This window comes from Piscinibacterium candidicorallinum, assembly GCF_047549485.1.
Lineage (GTDB): Bacteria > Pseudomonadota > Gammaproteobacteria > Burkholderiales > Burkholderiaceae_C > Piscinibacterium > Piscinibacterium candidicorallinum.
The window spans coordinates 2271160-2289204 of sequence record NZ_CP180191.1 but is presented as its reverse complement, the minus strand read 5'-3'; the positions used below and the strand labels follow the sequence as shown (position 1 = coordinate 2289204).

18 protein-coding genes are annotated in these 18045 nt (G+C 65.7%); 12 read left to right on the top strand and 6 right to left on the bottom strand.

What is annotated here, in order from left to right:
• Window positions 1–3: 3 nt before the first annotated feature.
• The 3 genes from hemF to ACMDW7_RS10355 form a co-directional block, all read right to left on the bottom strand.
• Window positions 4–966, bottom strand: coding sequence for an oxygen-dependent coproporphyrinogen oxidase (gene hemF, locus ACMDW7_RS10365; RefSeq protein WP_377300870.1), 963 nt, complete (start codon window positions 964–966; stop codon window positions 4–6).
• Window positions 967–1147: 181 nt separating this feature from the next.
• Window positions 1148–2431, bottom strand: a complete 1284-nt coding sequence (gene purD, locus ACMDW7_RS10360) for a phosphoribosylamine--glycine ligase (RefSeq protein ID WP_377300872.1) — start codon at window positions 2429–2431, stop codon at window positions 1148–1150.
• Window positions 2428–3150, bottom strand: a complete 723-nt coding sequence (locus ACMDW7_RS10355) for a YebC/PmpR family DNA-binding transcriptional regulator (RefSeq protein WP_377300874.1) — start codon at window positions 3148–3150, stop codon at window positions 2428–2430. Before ACMDW7_RS10355 ends, purD begins: the two co-directional genes overlap by 4 nt.
• Before the next feature lie 169 nt (window positions 3151–3319).
• Between ACMDW7_RS10355 and ACMDW7_RS10350 the strand changes: the two genes are divergently transcribed.
• Together ACMDW7_RS10350 and ACMDW7_RS10345 are read left to right on the top strand one after the other, a co-directional pair.
• Window positions 3320–4894, top strand: coding sequence for a helicase HerA-like C-terminal domain-containing protein (locus ACMDW7_RS10350; protein WP_377300876.1), 1575 nt, complete (start codon window positions 3320–3322; stop codon window positions 4892–4894).
• Window positions 4895–5039: 145 nt separating this feature from the next.
• A complete protein-coding gene (locus ACMDW7_RS10345) occupies window positions 5040–6269 on the top strand; it encodes an HD-GYP domain-containing protein (protein WP_377300878.1) in 1230 nt (409 codons plus the stop codon).
• A 62-nt stretch (window positions 6270–6331) separates the two neighbouring features.
• Here the strand turns inward: ACMDW7_RS10345 and ACMDW7_RS10340 are convergent, their stop codons facing one another.
• On the bottom strand, window positions 6332–6793 hold the full coding sequence (locus ACMDW7_RS10340) for a hypothetical protein (RefSeq protein ID WP_377300880.1): 462 nt from the start codon (window positions 6791–6793) through the stop codon (window positions 6332–6334).
• A gap of 36 nt (window positions 6794–6829) precedes the next feature.
• Window positions 6830–8563, bottom strand: a complete 1734-nt coding sequence (locus ACMDW7_RS10335) for an acyl-CoA synthetase (RefSeq protein ID WP_377300882.1) — start codon at window positions 8561–8563, stop codon at window positions 6830–6832.
• 124 nt (window positions 8564–8687) lie between these two features.
• On the opposite strand from ACMDW7_RS10335, the gene ACMDW7_RS10330 reads away from it, so the two are divergent.
• From ACMDW7_RS10330 to ACMDW7_RS10285, 10 genes are all read left to right on the top strand, one after another.
• Complete coding sequence (locus tag ACMDW7_RS10330) at window positions 8688–9566, top strand: alpha/beta fold hydrolase (RefSeq protein WP_377300884.1); 879 nt, start codon at window positions 8688–8690, stop codon at window positions 9564–9566.
• On the top strand, window positions 9563–10438 hold the full coding sequence (locus ACMDW7_RS10325) for a PHP domain-containing protein (protein WP_377300886.1): 876 nt from the start codon (window positions 9563–9565) through the stop codon (window positions 10436–10438). Before ACMDW7_RS10330 ends, ACMDW7_RS10325 begins: the two co-directional genes overlap by 4 nt.
• 231 nt (window positions 10439–10669) lie before the next feature.
• On the top strand, window positions 10670–11281 hold the full coding sequence (locus tag ACMDW7_RS10320; protein ID WP_377300888.1) for a hypothetical protein: 612 nt from the start codon (window positions 10670–10672) through the stop codon (window positions 11279–11281).
• 65 nt (window positions 11282–11346) lie between these two features.
• A complete protein-coding gene (locus ACMDW7_RS10315) occupies window positions 11347–11964 on the top strand; it encodes an L-threonylcarbamoyladenylate synthase (protein ID WP_377300890.1) in 618 nt (205 codons plus the stop codon).
• 74 nt (window positions 11965–12038) lie between these two features.
• Complete coding sequence (locus ACMDW7_RS10310) at window positions 12039–12716, top strand: hypothetical protein (protein WP_377300892.1); 678 nt, start codon at window positions 12039–12041, stop codon at window positions 12714–12716.
• A 25-nt stretch (window positions 12717–12741) separates the two neighbouring features.
• Window positions 12742–13941 (top strand): tryptophan--tRNA ligase, encoded by a 1200-nt coding sequence (locus ACMDW7_RS10305; RefSeq protein ID WP_377300894.1) that lies wholly within the window; start codon window positions 12742–12744, stop codon window positions 13939–13941.
• Between the two features lie 13 nt (window positions 13942–13954).
• The gene (locus ACMDW7_RS10300) at window positions 13955–14572 is read left to right on the top strand and encodes a class I SAM-dependent methyltransferase (protein ID WP_377300896.1); all 618 of its coding nucleotides are present in this window, start codon (window positions 13955–13957) and stop codon (window positions 14570–14572) included.
• A gap of 70 nt (window positions 14573–14642) precedes the next feature.
• The gene (gene dapA / locus ACMDW7_RS10295; RefSeq protein WP_377300898.1) at window positions 14643–15518 is read left to right on the top strand and encodes a 4-hydroxy-tetrahydrodipicolinate synthase; all 876 of its coding nucleotides are present in this window, start codon (window positions 14643–14645) and stop codon (window positions 15516–15518) included.
• 62 nt (window positions 15519–15580) lie between these two features.
• The gene (gene bamC, locus ACMDW7_RS10290; RefSeq protein WP_377300900.1) at window positions 15581–16714 is read left to right on the top strand and encodes an outer membrane protein assembly factor BamC; all 1134 of its coding nucleotides are present in this window, start codon (window positions 15581–15583) and stop codon (window positions 16712–16714) included.
• 31 nt (window positions 16715–16745) lie between these two features.
• Complete coding sequence (locus ACMDW7_RS10285; protein ID WP_377302517.1) at window positions 16746–17525, top strand: MBL fold metallo-hydrolase; 780 nt, start codon at window positions 16746–16748, stop codon at window positions 17523–17525.
• 193 nt (window positions 17526–17718) lie between these two features.
• Here the strand turns inward: ACMDW7_RS10285 and ACMDW7_RS10280 are convergent, their stop codons facing one another.
• A complete protein-coding gene (locus ACMDW7_RS10280; protein ID WP_054125307.1) occupies window positions 17719–18045 on the bottom strand; it encodes a hypothetical protein in 327 nt (108 codons plus the stop codon).

Genomic DNA, 18045 nt, shown 5'->3' with positions numbered 1-18045 from the left:
GGCTCACTCTGCCGCCTGCGGCTGCGCGGCAGTCTGGGACGTGCTGAGACCGAGCCAGTCGCGCGGCTTCAGGAACACCTCGTACAGGCGCGCTTCCGGCGTGCCGGCGGCCGGCGCCCAGTGGTAGCGCCAGTCGGCCGTGGGCGGCATGCTGGCGAGGATGCTCTCGGTGCGGCCGCCGCTCTGCAGGCCGAAGAGTGTGCCGCGGTCCCAGACGAGGTTGAACTCCACATAGCGCCCACGCCGGTAGGCCTGGAAGGCACGCTGCTCCTCCGTGTAGGGCAGATGACGGCGGCGCTGCACGATGGGCAGGTAGGCGTTCAGGAAGGCGTCGCCGACCGCGCGGGTCATGGCAAAGCTCTGCTCCGGGCCGAGCTCGGAGAAATCGTCATAGAACACGCCACCGATGCCGCGCGGCTCGTTGCGGTGCTTCAGGAAGAAGTATTCGTCGCACCACTGCTTGAAGCGCGGGTACTTGTCCGCGCCGAATGGCGCGAGCGCGTCGTGGCACACGCGGTGGAAGTGCACCGCGTCTTCTTCAACGCCGTAGTAGGGGGTCAGGTCCATGCCGCCGCCGAACCAGCTCACGTCCTGCTGGCCGGGCTCTACGGCCTGGGCGGTGAAGCTGCGCACGTTCAGGTGCACCGTGGGCACGTTGGGGTTGCGCGGGTGCAGCACGAGCGACACGCCCGTGGCCTCGAAGGGGCGTCCCGCGAGCTCCGGGCGGTGCTGCGTGGCCGAGGGCGGCAACTGCTTGCCGCGCACATCGGAGAACAGCACGCCGGCGCGCTCGAAGACTTGGCCACCCTCCAGCACGCGCGAGATGCCGCCGCCCTGCAAGCGCTCCTCAGGCCCGCGGGTCCAGGCGTCCACGATGAAGGGGGTGCCGTCTTCGGCCTCCAGCCCGGCGACGATGCGCTGCTGCAGGTCCTTGAGATAGGTGCGGATGGTGTCTGAGAAGCTCATCGGGGCCAGGTTCAGAGATACGAGATCAAGGATTGGCGCGCCTCTTCAGGCCAAAATGGCTGGAAAGGCGCATGGATACAGCGGGGAGCCGCCGCGCGAGCGGCGCTGGTGCCCAGCGTAAGCCAAGGCACCTGCGCCGTCACGCAAGGCGCGCTGCAATTTGCAATGACCTTGAGCCCGATCAGCGTGAGCGGCTGCGGCCGATGGCGCGGTAGCCGATGTCGCGGCGGTACTGCATGTCGCGAAACTTGATCTCGTCGACCACGTCGTAGGCGGCTGCCTGCGCCATGCGCGGCGAATCGCCCAGACCCACGCAGGCCAGCACGCGGCCGCCGGCCGTGAGCAGGTGTCCATCTTCCGACAGCGTGGTGCCGGCGTGAAAGACGATGCTCGCATCCGTGGGCTCCGGGACGCCAAAGATCGGGTCGCCATTGCGCGGGCTGTCGGGGTAGCCATGGGCGGCCAGCACGACGGTCAGTGCCGTGCGGCGGTCCCAGTCGATCTCGGCGCGGTCCAGTTCGCCGTCCACCGCCATCTCGCAGAGCTGCGCAAAGTCGCTCTTCACCCGCGCCATGATGACCTGGGTCTCCGGGTCGCCCATGCGCGCGTTGAACTCGACCACGCGGGCCTCGCCGGCCTCGTCGATCATCAGGCCGACGAACAGGAAGCCCTTGAAGGGCCGGCCTTCAGCGGCCATGCCCTCGATCGTGGGCTTGACCACCTTGTTCATGATCTGGCGATGCACGTCCGGCGTGACCACAGGCGCAGGCGAATACGCGCCCATGCCGCCGGTGTTGGGGCCGGCGTCGCCATCCAGCAGGCGCTTGTGGTCCTGCGCGGAGGCCAGAGGCAGGATGTTCTTGCCATCGCTCATGACGAAGAAGCTGGCTTCCTCGCCCTGCATGAATTCCTCGATGACGACCTTGGCGCCGCTCGTGCCGAACTTGGCGTCCACCATCATCATGTCGATGGCGGCATGGGCTTCATCGAGTGTCATGGCCACCACCACGCCCTTGCCGGCGGCGAGGCCATCGGCCTTGATCACAATCGGCGCGCCTTCGGCATCCACATAGGCGTGCGCGGCGGCGGCGGTATCAAAGGTCTGATAGCGCGCCGTGGGAATCTGATGCCTGGCCATGAAGGCCTTGGCGAAGTCCTTGCTCCACTCCAGCTCCGCCGCTTCCTTGGTGGGGCCGAAGATCTTCAGGCCGCGCGCCTCGAACACATTCACGATGCCTGCGGCCAGCGCTGCGTCCGGCCCGACCACCGTGTAGGCGATGCCTTCGACGTGGGCCCATTCGGCCAGAGTCTCGAAGTCCGTGATCGGCAGGTTCTTCAGCCCGCGCGTGGTGGCTGTGCCCGCGTTGCCCGGCGCCACATAGACCATCTGCACCCGCGGGCTTTGCGCCAGGCGCCAGGCCAGTGCATGCTCGCGCCCGCCCGATCCCACCACGAGGAGCTTCATTGCATCACCGCCGAGGTGTAGACCTCCTGAACATCATCGAGGTCTTCAAGTGCATCGAGCAGCTTCTGCATCTTCGCGGCGTCGTCGCCGGCCAGGGGCGTTTCGTTCAGCGGCTTCATGATGACCTCGGCCAGCTCGGGCTTCAGACCCGTGGCTTCAAGCGCGTTCTTCACCGCTTCGAAGTCGCCCGGCGCGGTGATGACCTCGATGGCGCCGTCATCGTCCGTCACGACGTCCTCGGCGCCGGCTTCGATAGCCACTTCCATCACCTGGTCTTCACTGGTGCCCGGCGCAAAGACCAGCTGGCCGCAATGCTTGAACTGGAAGGCCACGGAGCCGTCGGTGCCCAGATTGCCGCCGTACTTGGAGAAGGCGTGGCGCACCTCGGCCACGGTGCGCACCTTGTTGTCGGTCATGGTGTCGACGATCACCGCAGCACCGCCGATGCCGTAGCCCTCATAGCGGATTTCGACGTAATCGACGCCTTCGAGGTTGCCGGTGGCCTTGTCGATGTTCTTCTTGAGCGTGTCGGCCGGCAGGTTCACGGCCTTGGCCTTTTCGATGGCCAGGCGCAGACGGGGGTTCATGACCGGATCGCCGCCGCCGGCACGGGCGGCCACAATCACCTCACGGATGATGCGCGTCCAGACGCGGCCGCGCTTTTCGTCCTGGCGCCCCTTGCGGTGCTGGATGTTTGCCCATTTGCTGTGACCGGCCATGGCGAATCTTTCTTGCGCTCGAGTTCTTGGGTAGAAACGCGAACGGCACGCGTGCGAACACGTGCCGTCTAATGGTTTAGAGTTTAGCAAAGCGCCCCTGGCGGGCTGCTCGTTTTCCCTCTCCGCCATCCCCTGCCGTCATCGCCATCGCAACCCCCCTGGAACCGCCATGTCCGAGCCCATCCTGATCGCCAAGAACGCCAAGACCGGCGTGCAGCTGCTGCCGCGCATGGCCAATCGCCATGGTGCCATCACCGGCGCCACGGGCACCGGCAAGACGGTCACCCTGCAGGCGCTCGCCCAGGCCTTCTCCAACCAGGGCATCCCGGTCTTCATGGCCGACATCAAGGGTGATCTCACCGGCATTGCCTGCCCCGGCGGCGGCAACAAGCGGGTGGACGATCGCTACAACAGCCTGGGTGTGCCGCATCCGGAGTGGGCGGGCTGCCCGGTCACGCTCTGGGACGTCTTCGGCCAGTCGGGCCATCCGGTGCGCGCCACGATCAGCGACATGGGGCCGCTGATGCTCTCGCGCATGCTGGGCCTGAACGAGACCCAGACCGGCGTGATGCAGATCATCTTCAAGATCGCCGATGACCACGGCCTGCTGCTGCTCGACATGAAGGACCTGCGCGCCATGTGCCAGCACGTGGGCGACAACGCCAGCGAATTCACCACCGAATACGGCAATGTGAGCGCCGCGAGCATCGGCGCCATCCAGCGCGGCCTGCTCACGCTGGAAGAGCAGGGCGCCGACGTGTTCTTCGGCGAGCCCATGCTCAACATCATGGACATGATGCAGGCCGTGGAGATCAACGGGCGCGAGTCCGGCATCGTCAACATCCTGGCGGCCGACAAGCTGTTCAACAGCCCGCGTCTGTACGCCACCTTCCTGCTCTGGATGCTCTCCGAGCTGTGGGAGGCGCTGCCCGAGGTGGGCGACCTCGACAAGCCCAAGTTCGTCTTCTTCTTTGATGAAGCCCACCTGCTGTTCAAGGAAGCGCCCAAGGCGCTGCTCGAGCGCATCGAGCAGACCGTGCGCCTGATCCGTTCCAAGGGCGTGGGCGTGTATTTCGTCACGCAGAATCCGCTGGACATTCCGGACACGGTGCTCGCGCAACTCGGCAACCGCGTGCAGCATGCCCTGCGTGCCTTCACGCCGCGTGACCAGAAGGCCGTGAAGGCCACGGCCGAGACCATGCGTGCCAATGACGGCCTGGACATCGAGACCGCGATCACCGAGCTGGAGGTGGGCGAGGCATTGATCTCGCTGCTCGACGAGAAGGGCCGCCCCACGCCCACGGAGCGCTGCTTTGTGCTGCCGCCCTGGTCGCGCATCGGGCCAGTCACGCCGGACGAACGCAAGCTGATCATCGAGCACTCGCTCGTGGCAGGTGTTTATGAGCAGACCGTGGATCGCGAAAGCGCCTTCGAGGTCTTGAAGGGCCAGACCCAGGCTGCTGCCCCGGCCCCGGCACCAGCCAGCACCGCCCCGGCCGGCGGCCCGGTGTTCTCCGGCGCAGGGGGGCGCCGTGCGCCGGCCCCCGCCCCTGCGCCGGCAGACAGCGGCACGACCCAGGTGGTCAAGGAGGTGCTTTTCGGCCGGACTGGCCCGCGTGGCGGCAAGCATGAGGGTCTGGTGGAGAGCGCCGCGCGCTCCGCGATGCGCTCCATCGGTTCGGGCGTGGGCCGCGAGATCGTCCGCGGCATTCTTGGCGGGATCCTGGGCGGCAAACGCCGCTGAGGCGGCCGCAAGTCAAGCCGAGCAGGGTGCAATAAGCCCGGTCTTTTCAGCGCATTCCTCGGGATCGCGGCCGAGCACCGGCTTCTACGCTGGCGCCAAACCGGTGCACCGCATACCGCGGTGCCGGCGCCGGTTTCGCGCCTCCATGAATCAAGCAGCGGCCTCCGCCAAGAAGATCTCCATCGAGCAGCTCAAGCCGGGCATGTACGTGACCCAGCTGGACTGCGACTGGTTTTCGCATCCCTTCCTGACGAGCTCTTTTCTCGTCAAGAGCGATCACGACGTCGCACGGGTGCGCGACAGCGGCACGCGCTACCTGTTCATCGACCCGCGGCGTGGCATTGACGTGCAGGACGCGCCGACCGCGCGCGAGGCCCGGGCAGCGGCGCAGGCGGCCATGCTCAAGGTGGCCGACAAGCCGGTCGAACGCCCACGCACCACCCGCCTCGAGGAGGAGAGCGCCGCGGCACGCAAGATCTACGGCGAGGCCCAGCGCCTAGTGGCTCAGACCATGAGCGATGTTCGCCTCGGCAAGCAGGTCGAGCTCAACCAGATCGAACCGCTGGTCGAGAAGGTGACGGACTCCATCTTCCGCAACAAGAACGCGCTGCAGTCCATGAACCTGCTCAAGCAGGCTGATGACTACACCTTCCAGCACTCGGTCAGTGTCTGCACCCTGATGGTGAGTTTTGCGCGGCACATGGACTTTGATCCGAAGCTCGTGCACCAGCTCGGGTTGGGCGGGCTGCTGCATGACATCGGCAAGGCCTTCACCCCCAATGAAGTCCTCAACAAGCCGGGTGCGCTCACCAAGGAAGAGTTCGACGTGATGAAGAATCACGTCACCGACGGCTACCGCATGCTGGTGCAGAACCCGGATGTCGGCCCGATTCCGCTGGCCATCTGCCACGAACACCATGAGCGCACCGATGGCACGGGCTATCCGCGCAAGATCGGGCGGGACCAGATCACCCAGTGGGGCAAGATGGCTGCGGTGGTGGATGTATACGACGCCATTACTTCAGAGCGGGTGTATCACCGCGGCATGACGCCCACCGATGCCCTGCGCAAGATCTACGAGTGGAGCGAGCATCACTTCGACCGTTCGCTGGTCGAGGCCTTCATGCGCTGCGTGGGCATCTACCCCACCGGCTCGCTCGTACTGCTTGAGAGCGGCCGCCTGGCCGTGGTGCTGGAGCAGAACGAGACCCAGCTGCTCAAGCCCAGGGTGCGTGCGTTCTACAGCACGCGAAGCCAGCTATACATCACACCGGCGGACATCGATCTCGCGCGGCCCGGTACGAGTGACCGCATCCTGCGGCACGAAGATCCGCACAAGTGGAACGTGGCGCCAAGCCGCTTCATGAACCCTTGATGTGAGCCTTAGCAAATGCAAAGGCCCCGCTCGCGGGGCCTTTTCTCTTGAATTGGCCTGAATCAGAACTGGCGCAGGTCCTTGGTCATGGGCTGCGTACGCTCATGCTGCACCTGGATGCCCTTGAGTGAGGCCGGGGTGAGCCCCTCGTCCAGATTCATCTCGCGTGCATCGACGCGGCTGCTGGCCGTACTGTCGCCCTGCGTAAGCTTGTTGGCCGCTTCGAGTGCCCTCACATAGGCCTTGCGCCGCTGCTTGCGGTCTGCCATCAGGAACTCCACCGTGGCCTGCATGGGGACGTCCCGGTAGCGGCGGCGATCCGGGCGGAAGCTCGACTCGCGCCAGCCCTTCTCAAGCAGCCATTCCCACATCTCGTCCTTGACGGGCAGATGCAGGACCATGCGGTAGTCCCGGTTGATGAGCTTGACCCCTCGGCCCGGATTGGGCGTGATCGGCAGCTGTTTGCGCTGCACGTAGAGATGAAACGCGCGTCGCAGCGCGTTCTTCAGGTTGTTGATGACCATGGGCTTTTGCCTCTCCAATTCTCCGCACTGTGATTGTCAGGCCGGTTTGCCGGCCCGTTGTTCGGCAGAAGCTGCTTGTGCCAGCTGCTGCGCTTCCTTGCGCGCGCGTTCGGTCTCCAAGTCCCGCAGCACGCGCCGCTGCACCTTGCCCGTGGTGGTCATGGGCAGTTGTGCAATGAATTCAATTTCCTTGGGGTATTCGTAGGGTGCCAGCCGGCCACGCACGAGTTTTTGCAACTCCATCGCCAGTTCGGCGGACGGGCGGGTGCCTTCGGTCAGCACCACGAAGGCCTTCACCAGCGCGCCGCGCTCGGCATCCGGCTTGGGCACCACGGCCGCATTGGCCACACTGGGGTGCTGGACGAGGCAGTTCTCGATCTCGCCGGGACCGATGCGGTAGCCCGCCGCCTTGAAGACATCATCGGCTCGGCCCTGGTACCAGAGGTAGCCCTCGGCATCGCGCGAGGCGAGGTCGCCGGTGCGGCACCACTTCACCGCGCCGCTGCCGGTGAACTTGGCCTTGGTCGCGCGTTCGTTGTTCCAGTAGCCCAGGAAGAACACCGGATCCGGGTCGCCGTGGATGTCATGGGTGGCCACGGCCACTTCGCCGACTTCGCCCACTGCACAGCGCTGGTCTTCGTCGTTGATCACGTCCACATGGTGACCCGGGTAGGGCCGGCCCATGGAGCCAGCGCGGGCGGGCCAGCGGTCACTGTTGCCGACGATGTAGTTCACTTCGGTCTGGCCGAACATCTCGTTCACGCGCACGCCCAGCGCGCTTTCGCACCACGCGAAAACCGTCTCGCCCACGGCTTCGCCGGCGCTCATGATGGCGCGCAGCTTGAGCTTGAACTGCTGCGAAGGCACGGGGTAGGCCTTCATCATCATCTTGAGTGCTGTGGGGAACAAGAACGTGTTTGTGACGCCATGCCGTTGCAAGAGTTCAAAGGCCACCTGCGCGGAGAAGCGGCCGCGGTAGCCCACAATCGGCGCGCCGAAGTACAGCGCCGGCAGAAGGGCATCCATCAGCCCGCCGGTCCACGCCCAGTCCGCAGGGCTCCAGAACACGTCCCCCTCCTGCGGGAACCAGTTCTGGCTTGCGACGAAGCCGGTGAGGTTCCCGATCAGCGCGCAGTGCGGAATGAGCGCACCCTTGGGGTTGCCGGTGGTGCCACTCGTGTAGATCAGCACCGCGGGATCGCGCGCACTCGTGCTTGCGGTACCCGGCCAGGGCTTGGGCGCCGTGTTCAGCAGCGTGTCCCAGTGCAGCACGTTGGACAGACCCGGCGTGTCCACACCGATGAGATGCTTGAGGCCGGGGCAGCGCGGCTGCAGCGCGAGCAAGGCGGTGAGCGAGCTGTCGTCGATGATCGCGGCACAGGCCTGCGAGTCCTTGAGCCGGAATTCCAGCGCCTCGGGGCCAAACAGCGTGGACAGCGGCATGGCCACCGCACCCAGTCGGTAGATGGCCATGTGGGCCACTGCCGTCTCAAAGCGCTGTGGCAGCACGATGGCCACGCGGTCTCCGCGCGCAACCCCCAGCGCGGCGAGTGCGGCAGACAGCCGCTGCGCGGCGTCGGCCAGCTCCGCAAAACTGTGCAGGCGCGGGGATCCGCCGGCAGACTCGGCAATCAGCGCGGTGCGGAGTCGATGCTGCGCATCACGCGCCCAGCGATCGCAACAGACCTCGGCGATGTTGAACACCTCCGGCACCTGCCAGCGAAAGCCGTGGTACAGCGCGTCGTAGTGGTCGCCGCCCGCAGCGTGCATGAAGTCTCCTCGTGGCCCCGACTGGCCTGCCGGGCTGGGGCAGGCCAAGCCCGTAATATTCCTCCGACTGCCCGGCGAGCCGCAATATTGCAGTGCGCAAACCCCACATGAAAGCTGTAAGCAATTGATTTACAAGCCGAAATTTGAGCATCGCAGCCAGTTCATCGAGCTGCGGGGCCTGGCCTATCACGTCCGGGAGTGGGGTGCCCGAGACGCGCCGCCCCTGCTGATGCTCCACGGCTGGATGGACGTGGGCGCGAGTTTCCAGTTCGTGGCGGACCATCTGGCCGACCGGTTCCGCGTGATCGCTCCGGATTGGCGAGGCTATGGCCTGACCGAGACGCCGGGCACCGACACCTACTGGTTTCCGGACTATCTCGCTGATCTCGACTTCCTGATGGACGCGCTGGTCGGCGATCAGGCCGTGCCGATCCTGGGCCACAGCATGGGCGGCAATGTCGTCATGCTCTACGGCGGTGCCCGGCCCGAGCGTTGCAGCCACATCATCAATCTAGAGGGCTTTGGTCTGTCCAAGACCGACCCCGCCCGTGCGCCCGCCCGCATGGCCAAGTGGCTCGATGAGCTGCATACCGACGTGGACATGCGCCCCTACGCCAGCCAGAGCGAGGTGGCGGCGCGCCTGATGAAGAACAACCCGCGCCTGAGCGCAGATCGCGCCGAGTTTCTGGCCGGCCACTGGGCCTGGGAGGCCGAGCCCGGCAAGTGGCTGATCCGCGGTGATGCGGCCCATAAGCGCACCAACCCCTATCTGTACCGGCTGGATGAAGTGATGGCCGCGTGGCGCGCGATTGCCGCGCCGGTGCTCTTTGTGGAGGGCAAGCAGACGGATGCGCGGCAGTTCCTCGGCGGGCTGCCGGACTTTGAAGATCGCCTGACGCACATCGCCCACCTGACCTACAGGACGATCGATCAGGCCGGCCACATGCTGCACCACGACCAGCCGGAGCAGCTGGCGGCGCTGATTGCGGAGTTTCTGCAGTGAGCCTTGCCGACCCCTGGCGCATCAATGCCGACCTCCACTGCCACAGCCATGTGAGTGACGGCGTGCTGGCGCCTGAGGTCGTGGCGCAGCGCGCCGTGGATGCGGGTGTGCAGATGCTGGCGCTGACGGATCATGACGAACTCGCCGGCCTGTCTGCCGCGCGGGCCGTGGCGCAGGCTGCCGGCGTGCGCTTTGTGCCGGGCGTGGAGATTTCCGTGACCTTCGCGGGCAAGACGGTGCACATCGTCGGTCTGCATGTGGACGAGCACAACACCGCGCTGCGCGAGGGGCTGGCCGGTATCCGGGCCGGGCGCGACGGACGAGCGCGGCTGATGGCCCAGGGGCTGGCGGGCGCAGCGCTGAAGGCGCTGGACGGGCTGGACGCCGACGCGATCATGGCGGGTGCCAGCAAGTACGCCGAGAACCCCCAGCTCATCAGCCGCACGCACTTCGCCCGCTTCCTGATCGAACGCGGCGCGGCCGACGACCCCGGTGGCGTGTTCATGCGCTACCTCACGGAGGGCAAGCCCGGCTATGTGGAGCACCGTTGGGCCACGCTGACCGAGGCGCTGGGCTGGATCCGGGGCGCTGGCGGTCAGGCGGTGATCGCGCACCCTGGCCGATACCGCATGTCCGACACCGAGCGCTGGGCCTTGTTCTCCCAGTTCAAGGAACTCGGCGGCGTGGGGGTGGAAGTCATCACCGCCAGCCATACCAAGGACCAGTACCGCAGCTACGCGCTGATCGCCCGCGAGTACGGCCTGCTGGCGAGCCGCGGCAGCGATTTCCACAGCCCGGACGAAAGCCGCGTCAACCTGGGTGAGCTGCCCTTGCTTCCGGACTCCGTGGTGCCGATTTGGCATGACTGGTGAATTTGGCCGATAGTGAATCTTGTTCAAAGTGGTGAATGCCATTTTCCGCATGCTTGGATTAATTCTTCGGCAGTTTATGTTTCCTTGAGATAACGGCCGAAAATGAGAGTATGTATCGGTGGCAGAGCGATCTCCCCCCCTTTGGGGTAATGCTCCACGCATCGTCCTGCGGCTAAGTTGCGCGTCCTCAGGTGCGGCACGCCCGTACAGCCCGAACGATGGATGCAACTCATGAATCAACAACTGGTCGGCATTTCCCTCTCTCTGACGCGGATGATGGAGAAGATCCGCGCGCAAAAGCTCGCGATGGTCGGCAGTGGCAAGGCGATCGGCCCGCTCGCTCTGAGCGACGAGACACACCACGAATTCTTCACGACGATGGAGAAGATCAGCGAGCAACTCGGCATCGCGATGAAGGCATTGGGACGAATGGAGTCGCCGCTGATGCAGCGCGCGCGGCGGATTCACGATGTCCCGCGCGAAGGCCGTTTCAGCGAGAAGCAGAGCATCAACGCGCAGCTCGCCAACATCCAGAAGGTGCGCAACCAGACGGCCGCCGTGGCCCGCGCATTGATGGCGCTGTACGGCGACAGCATCACGCCGACCAGCGCCAACCTGATCGAAGGCATGGAAAAGGCCATCGGCGAGTTCAACAACGTGTTCGGCAAGATGTCTCTGAGCCGCACTGAGCTGACTACGAGCGTGCAAAAGCTCGATGGCCCGGTGCTCAGCGCGCAGCCCGCCAACGGCCTCACGGTGGCTGATGCACTCAGCCAGCTGTTCCTGCTCTACGCGATGATCGTCTCGCTGATCGAGCTGCGCGGACGCAAGGGCGACAAGTAGCCGGGTCCGTCAGGCCGTTCGATGTGCGTCACCGTGCTGCCAGGGGGAGCACATAGAATCGCCGGATGCTGCGAATCACCGTCCACCCCGACAACCCCGAGCGCCGGCTGCTCAAGCAGGTCGCCGGCATGCTCATGCAAGGCGGCGTGGTCGCCATCCCCACGGACTCCTCCTACGCGCTGGTCTGCCACCTGGATGACAAGGTGGCGGCCGATCGGCTGCGCAAGATCCGCGGTGTGGACGAGCGCCACCATCTCACGGTGCTCTGCGCCGATTTGCACGAGATCGCGCAATTCTCCAAGGTGGACAACGCGCAGTACCGCTTGCTCAAGCAGCTCACGCCCGGCCCGTACACCTTCATCCTCGAAGCCACCAAGGAAGTGCCGCGGCGGGTCAGCCACCCCAGCCGAAAGACCATCGGCATCCGCGTGCCTGAGCACCCGGTCACCAACACCCTGCTGGCGGAGTTTGATGCGCCGGTGCTCTCCACCACGCTGATTCCGGCGGGCGAGGCTGATCCCCTGAACGATCCGGATGACATCGAAAGCCGCTTCAAGGGCGTGATCGACGCCTTCGTGGATGCAGGTCCCTGCCCGCGCGAGCCCACCACGGTGATCGATCTGTCCGGCCGCGCGCCGGAACTCATCCGTCAAGGCCGCGGCTCAGTCGACGGCGTGCTTTGAAATTGTGAACGTCCAGCGCCCGCAGCTCGGGCGCGCGCTTTCTACAATCACCGCTTCATTCCAAGAAAGCGCTCATGGCCGACGCCATCCTCGTCCTCGTCACTCATGCCATTCCTGTGCTGCTGGCACTCACCCTGCCTACGGCCCTGCAGGCGCACCTGGCGGACCGGCTGGGTGACAGTTCGGCGCGGGCCGAAGGGCGCCTGAGTTGGGACCCCTTCAAGCACGCGGACGTGATCGGCACCTATGTGCTGCCGGCCGTGTTCCTGCTGCTGCTGGGCGGGCTGAAGGGTTTCGGCTTCATTCTGGGTTGGGCCAAGCCCCTGAACATCAACCCGCGTGGCTTTCGCAACTTCCGTCGGGACGTCCTGATCGTCGAAAGCGCCGTCATCCTCGGCCCCTTCGTGCTGGCCGTGCTGTGGGCCACGCTGGGCGCGGTTTGCCTGGCCATGGGCCTGAACGAGCCTTTCCTGTTTCGCGTGATCAATGCCGGCGTGCTGGTGAGCCTGAGCTTCTTTGCCGTGTGCCTGCTGCCGTTTCCGCCGCTGCCTCTGGGCAATGCACTGCTGCGTGTGTTGCCCTACAAGACCGTGCAGCCGCTGCTGCCGCTGTTGCAGTGGTCGCCCTTCATCCTGATGGGCCTGCTGATCGTGGGCGTGCTCTCGCCGCTGGTGCGCTTTTTCTTCCAGCTGGGCGCCATCTTTGTCTTCCCCATCTACAACCCGCTGAGCCTGCCTCTGGGTGCGCTCTAAATCTCCATACAGAAATCGAATCGTCATGAAGGAACGCGTTGTCTCCGGCATGCGCCCCACCGGGCAGCTGCATCTGGGCCACTACCACGGCGCCATCAAGAACTGGGTGCGCATGCAGCACGAGCTGGACTGCCTGTTCTTCGTGGCCGACTGGCACGCCCTGACCACGCACTACGACAACCCGCAGCAGCTGGCCGAAAACACCTGGGACATGATCATCGACTGGCTCGCTGCCGGCGTGGACCCGGAGAAGGCCAGCATCTTCATCCAGAGCCGCGTGCCCGAGCACGCCGAGCTGCATCTGCTGCTGTCCATGGTCACGCCCCTGGCCTGGCTGGAGCGAGTGCCGACCTACAAGGACCAGATCGAGAAGCTCAAGGACAAGGACCTCACCACCTACGGCTTCCTGGGCTACCCGCTGCTGCAGGCGGCTGACGTGCTCGTCTACCGCGCCACGCAGGTGCCGGTCGGCGAGGACCAGGCGCCGCACATCGAGATGATGCGCGAGATCGCGCGGCGCTTTAATTACTTCTACGGGCGCGAACCCGGTTTCGAGGAGAAGGTGGCTGCAGCCGTCAAGAAGCTGTCAGGCAAGGACGGCAAGCGCTTCGTCGAGCTGCGCAGCCAGTTCCAGACCACGGGCAGCGCCGAGGCGCGCACAGAGGCCCTGGCGCTAATTGCGGCAGCCGGCAGCCTGGGGGCGCAGGATCGCGAGCGCCTGCAGGGGCATCTGGACGGTACGGGCCGCAGCATCCTGACCGAGCCGGCCACCGTACTGACCGAAACACCCAAGCTGCCCGGTCTGGACGGCGGCAAGATGAGCAAGAGCTATGGCAACACCATCATGCTGCGCGAACAGCCGGCGGATGTGGCGGCCAAGGTCAAGAAGATGCCGACTGACCCGGCCCGCGTACGCCGCACCGACGCCGGCAACCCGGAAAACTGCCCCGTCTGGCAGTTCCACAAGATCTACTCGGATGCACCTACCCGTGAGTGGGTCGTCAAGGGCTGCACCACGGCGGGCATCGGCTGCATCGAGTGCAAGCAGCCGGTGATCGACGGCATCGTGCGCGAGATCACGCCGATGCACGAGCGTGCGATGCAGTACATCGCCAAGCCGCAGCTCGTACGCGAGATTGCCGAAGCCGGCTCGGCCCGCGCCCGCGCGGTGGCCACCGAGACCATGCGCGAAGTGCGCGAGGTCATGGGCATCGCTGCGGCCTGACAGGGCTTTGGGCGTGCACGGGACGCAGGCGCCTTCCCGGTGGGTGCAGCGCTGGCTGCATCTGATTGAACCGGGCAGCCGAGTGGTGGATCTGGCCTGCGGCGCAGGGCGTCACAGCCTGCTGGCTGTTGCCGCGGGCCACCGGGTCCTCGCTGTGGACCGGGATCCCGCGGCGCTTGCGCTGCTCCGACAGGCTGCCGAAACCGCCGGTACGGCACAGGCGCTTTCGCTGGTGCAGGCTGATCTGGAAGGCCCGCACTGGCCCCTTAACCCGGGCTGCGCGGATGCGCTGATCGTCACCCATTACCTTTGGCGCGAGCGATTTGCTGACTGGCTGGCGCTGCTCGCGCCCGGTGGTGTGTTCATCATGGAGACCTTCGCTCGCGGCAATGCGGCCTATGGCAAGCCCAGCAATCCCGCCTTTCTGCTGGAGCCCGGAGAACTGCTCGCGCGGCTGGGGGCCGACTGGACGGTCGTGGCCTTCGAGCAAGGCCTCGAAACCGATCCGCAGCCCCGCGTGCTGCAAAGAATTGTTGCCGTGAAGTCGTCCGAAGCTGTCGATCTGCTGGAGGCTGGACATTCGGCGGCCGGGTCGGCTCGAAGCACCAGGACGCATCGCATAAACTCCTGAGATTGTCCGAACGGGTGGCAGGCTGCAGCCTGCGCCTACTCACGCAAGCATCAACAGGCACGCATTCCGCATGTTCACCGGCTCCATTGTTGCCATTGTGACCCCGATGTTCGAAGACGGGTCGATCGACTGGGACAGCTACCGCAACTTGATCGACTGGCACGTGGCTGAAGGCACCAGCGCCATCGTCGCGGTCGGCACCACCGGCGAGTCGCCCACCGTCTCGGTGGAGGAGCACTGCGAGCTGATCAAGTTCGCAGTCGAAGCCGCCGGCAAGCGCATTCCGGTCATTGCCGGCTCTGGTGGCAACTCGACGCGCGAGGCCATAGAACTCACGGCCTACGCCAAGAGCGTGGGAGCCGATGCGTCGCTGTCGGTTGTGCCCTACTACAACAAGCCCACGCAGGAGGGCCTGTTCCAGCACTTCAAGGCGATTGCTGAGAAGGTCGATCTGCCTGTCATTCTGTATGACGTACCCGGCCGCAGCGTGGTGAGCCTGGCCGTGGAAACCACCGTACGCCTGTCCAAGGTGCCGGGCATCGTGGGTATCAAGGACGCCACCGGTGACCTGGTCAAGCATGTGGAACTCACGATGCGTCTGCCCGACAACTTCTCGCTGCTCTCCGGCAACGATGACACGGCGCTGGGCTACGTGCTGCTGGGCGGGCATGGCGTGATCAGCGTCACGGCCAACATCGCACCGCGCGCTATGGCCGCGATGGTCGCCGCCGCGCGCGCCGGCAAGCTGGACGATGCACGCGCACTCAACAAACGCCTCATGCCGCTGCACACGAAGCTCTTCACCGAACCCAATCCGATCGCACCCAAGTGGGCGCTGGCGCGCATGGGCAAGATCGGCCCGGGCATCCGCCTGCCGCTGGTGCCGCTGTCCAAGGCGGCTGAACCCGTGGTCCTGCAGGCCCTGCAGGACGCTGGCGTGCTCTGAGTGCATCGCCCCGGCAGGTTTCAAGCAGCCTGCCACGAAGCCACATCCCCGACTGGAACCTGATGAACTCCTCGATCAAGATCGCTGCCCTGAGCCTGGCTCTGTTGAGTGTTGCGGGCTGCAGCACGTTTTCCGACGGCAATGACAAGCTGGACTACAAGACCAACGTCAAGCGCACAGCCGGCCTTGAAGTTCCGCCAGACCTGACGGCCCTGCAGCGCGATGAGCGCTTCGCTGTCCCGCGTGGCACGGCCGTGAGCGCATCCAATCTCTCGCCCAGCCAGCTCGGTGCCGGGATCGGGGCGCGCCCGGCGACCAGCGTCGGAGAATCCGGCGTCCTGCCCGAGTTCAAGACGGCGCGTATCGAGCGCGCTGGAGATCTGCGCTGGCTGTCCGTGAGCATGCCGGCTGAGCGCGTCTATCCGATCCTGCGCGAGTTCTGGACCAGCGCAGGCTTTCGCCTGACGACCGACTCGCCGGGCACCGGCGTGCTCGAGACCGATTGGGCAGAGAACCGTGCCAACGTGCCCAAGGATCCGATCCGTAATGTGATCGGCCGCGTGTTCGACGGCCTCTACGACTCCGGTACGCGCGACAAGTACCGCATCCGCGTTGAGCGCCGCGCCGATGGCGGCACCGAGATCTACGTCTCGCATCGCGGCCTGCAGGAGACGCAGGTTGGGCGTGATCAGACGAACTACAGCTGGGCCCCACGGCCGAGCGATCCTGAACTGGAGATCGAGTTCCTGCGTCGCATTCTGCTGCGCCTGGGGGCCGACGAGGCTGGCGCAAATGCCACTGCAGCTGCTGCGAAGAACCCTGCCGCAGCGTCACCCGCGGCCCAAGCCCGCCTGAATGGCGAGGTACTGAGCGTGTCGCTCGACTTCGACCGCACCTGGCGCGAAGTCGGTCTGGTCTTGGACCGCAAGGGCTTCACGGTGGAAGACCGCGATCGCTCCAAAGGGCAGTACTTCGTTCGCTACATCGATCCGGAAGCTGAAGCCAAGGGCGCCGGTTTCTTCGCCAAGCTCTTTGGCAAGAGCGACCCCTCGCTGGCTGCGCAGCAGTACCGTGTGGGTCTGAAGACCGAAGGCCAGGCCACCCAGGTGACCGTCACCCCGGTGGGCGAGACCTCTGCCCCCAAGCAGGAAATCGCGCGTCGGATCCTGTCGATCCTCGCCGAGGACATTCGCTAGACGGGCGGCTGCGCAGCGCGGATCCCCCATGCTGCGCTTCTGTGCGTTGGGCTCGGGCAGCGAAGGTAACGCGCTGCTCGTCGAATATCGCGGCGATCCGGGCATCGCACCGACCCGCATTCTTCTGGACTGCGGTTTCGGCCTGCGGGCCCTAACGTCTCGCCTTGCCGCACTGGATCTGGCGCCGGCCGATCTGCATGCCATATTCGTCACGCACGAGCATGGCGATCATGTGGGTGGCGCCTACACCGTGGCACGCCGCTGCGCTGCGCCGCTGTTCATGTCCCGTGGAACCTACGTGAGCTCCGGTGGCGAAGCCGAAGGGGTGGAGGCGCAGGTTGTCGCAGCCGGCGTGGCGCAGAGCGTAGGTGACATCGAGGTCATGCCCTGGGCGGTGCCGCACGATGCCCGCGAGCCCGTGCAGTTCAGCTTCAGCGCGGGCGGGCGACGCCTGGCCGTGTTGACCGATCTGGGGTCCATCACGCCGGGAGTGCTGCGCATGGTGAGTGGCGTGGATGCGTTGGTGCTTGAGTGCAACCACGACGAAGCCATGCTGCGCGACTCCGCCTACCCGTACAGCCTCAAGCAACGCATTCTGGGTGCTTGGGGGCATTTGTCCAACACCCAGGCGGCCGCTCTGCTGGAGCAGGCGGATACGACGCGCCTAAGGGCGGTGCATGCTGCGCACCTGTCGCAGAGCAACAATCAGCCCGCGCTGGCGCGCGCGGCGCTGGCTCAAGCACTTGGCGCACAGGAAGAGGACATTGGCGTGCTCGAACAGCACGCGGTAGGCCGCTGGATCAGCGTGTAGGCGACGCCCTCGCAGAAGCGGCACAGCCACAGGTCGCACGATCGTGACGCCTCGGTCGGTTTGGCACTTCGCTTGCTCCAAGCAGCAGAGCGAACTGCCGCGCCGAAAAAGCAAAAGAGCCGGCGAACCGGCTCTTTTGGTGCTTTGCTGAAGCGGCTGCGAAGCCGGCTTCAACTCAAGACGCTGGCGAGAATTACTTCTTCTCGGTAGCGGCCTTGGCGGCGTCAACAGCCTTGCCAGCAGCGTCCTTGGCGGCGGTGGCGGCAGCGTCAGCAGCCTTGCCAGCGGCGTCCTTGGCAGCGGTGGCAGCAGCGTCAGCGGCGGTGCCAGCAGCGGCGGCCGGAGCGGCAGCGGCGTCAGCGGGCTTGGCAGCGTCAGCAGCCGGGGCAGCCGGAGCAGCGGCAGGAGCCGGAGCGGGTGCAGCGGCGGGAGCCGGTGCGGGAGCAGGCGCTTCTTCCTTCTTGCCGCAAGCAGCCAGGGCCACAGCCAGCATCGAAGCAACGAGCAGAGACTTGGTCAT

Bases quoted from the DNA above. Each gene is read 5' to 3' on its own strand.
- hemF (WP_377300870.1), bottom strand. From the start codon at position 966: ATGAGCTTCTCAGACACCATCCGCACCTATCTCAAGGACCTGCAGCAG.
- ACMDW7_RS10335 (WP_377300882.1), bottom strand. From the start codon at position 8,563: ATGCACGCTGCGGGCGGCGACCACTACGACGCGCTGTACCACGGCTTT.
- bamC (WP_377300900.1), top strand. From the start codon at position 15,581: ATGAACTCCTCGATCAAGATCGCTGCCCTGAGCCTGGCTCTGTTGAGT.
- ACMDW7_RS10310 (WP_377300892.1), top strand. From the start codon at position 12,039: ATGGCCGACGCCATCCTCGTCCTCGTCACTCATGCCATTCCTGTGCTG.
- ACMDW7_RS10280 (WP_054125307.1), bottom strand. From the start codon at position 18,045: ATGACCAAGTCTCTGCTCGTTGCTTCGATGCTGGCTGTGGCCCTGGCT.
- ACMDW7_RS10315 (WP_377300890.1), top strand. From the start codon at position 11,347: ATGCTGCGAATCACCGTCCACCCCGACAACCCCGAGCGCCGGCTGCTC.
- ACMDW7_RS10345 (WP_377300878.1), top strand. From the start codon at position 5,040: ATGAATCAAGCAGCGGCCTCCGCCAAGAAGATCTCCATCGAGCAGCTC.
- ACMDW7_RS10340 (WP_377300880.1), bottom strand. From the start codon at position 6,793: ATGGTCATCAACAACCTGAAGAACGCGCTGCGACGCGCGTTTCATCTC.
- ACMDW7_RS10320 (WP_377300888.1), top strand. From the start codon at position 10,670: ATGAATCAACAACTGGTCGGCATTTCCCTCTCTCTGACGCGGATGATG.
- dapA (WP_377300898.1), top strand. From the start codon at position 14,643: ATGTTCACCGGCTCCATTGTTGCCATTGTGACCCCGATGTTCGAAGAC.
- purD (WP_377300872.1), bottom strand. From the start codon at position 2,431: ATGAAGCTCCTCGTGGTGGGATCGGGCGGGCGCGAGCATGCACTGGCC.
- ACMDW7_RS10305 (WP_377300894.1), top strand. From the start codon at position 12,742: ATGAAGGAACGCGTTGTCTCCGGCATGCGCCCCACCGGGCAGCTGCAT.
- ACMDW7_RS10350 (WP_377300876.1), top strand. From the start codon at position 3,320: ATGTCCGAGCCCATCCTGATCGCCAAGAACGCCAAGACCGGCGTGCAG.
- ACMDW7_RS10355 (WP_377300874.1), bottom strand. From the start codon at position 3,150: ATGGCCGGTCACAGCAAATGGGCAAACATCCAGCACCGCAAGGGGCGC.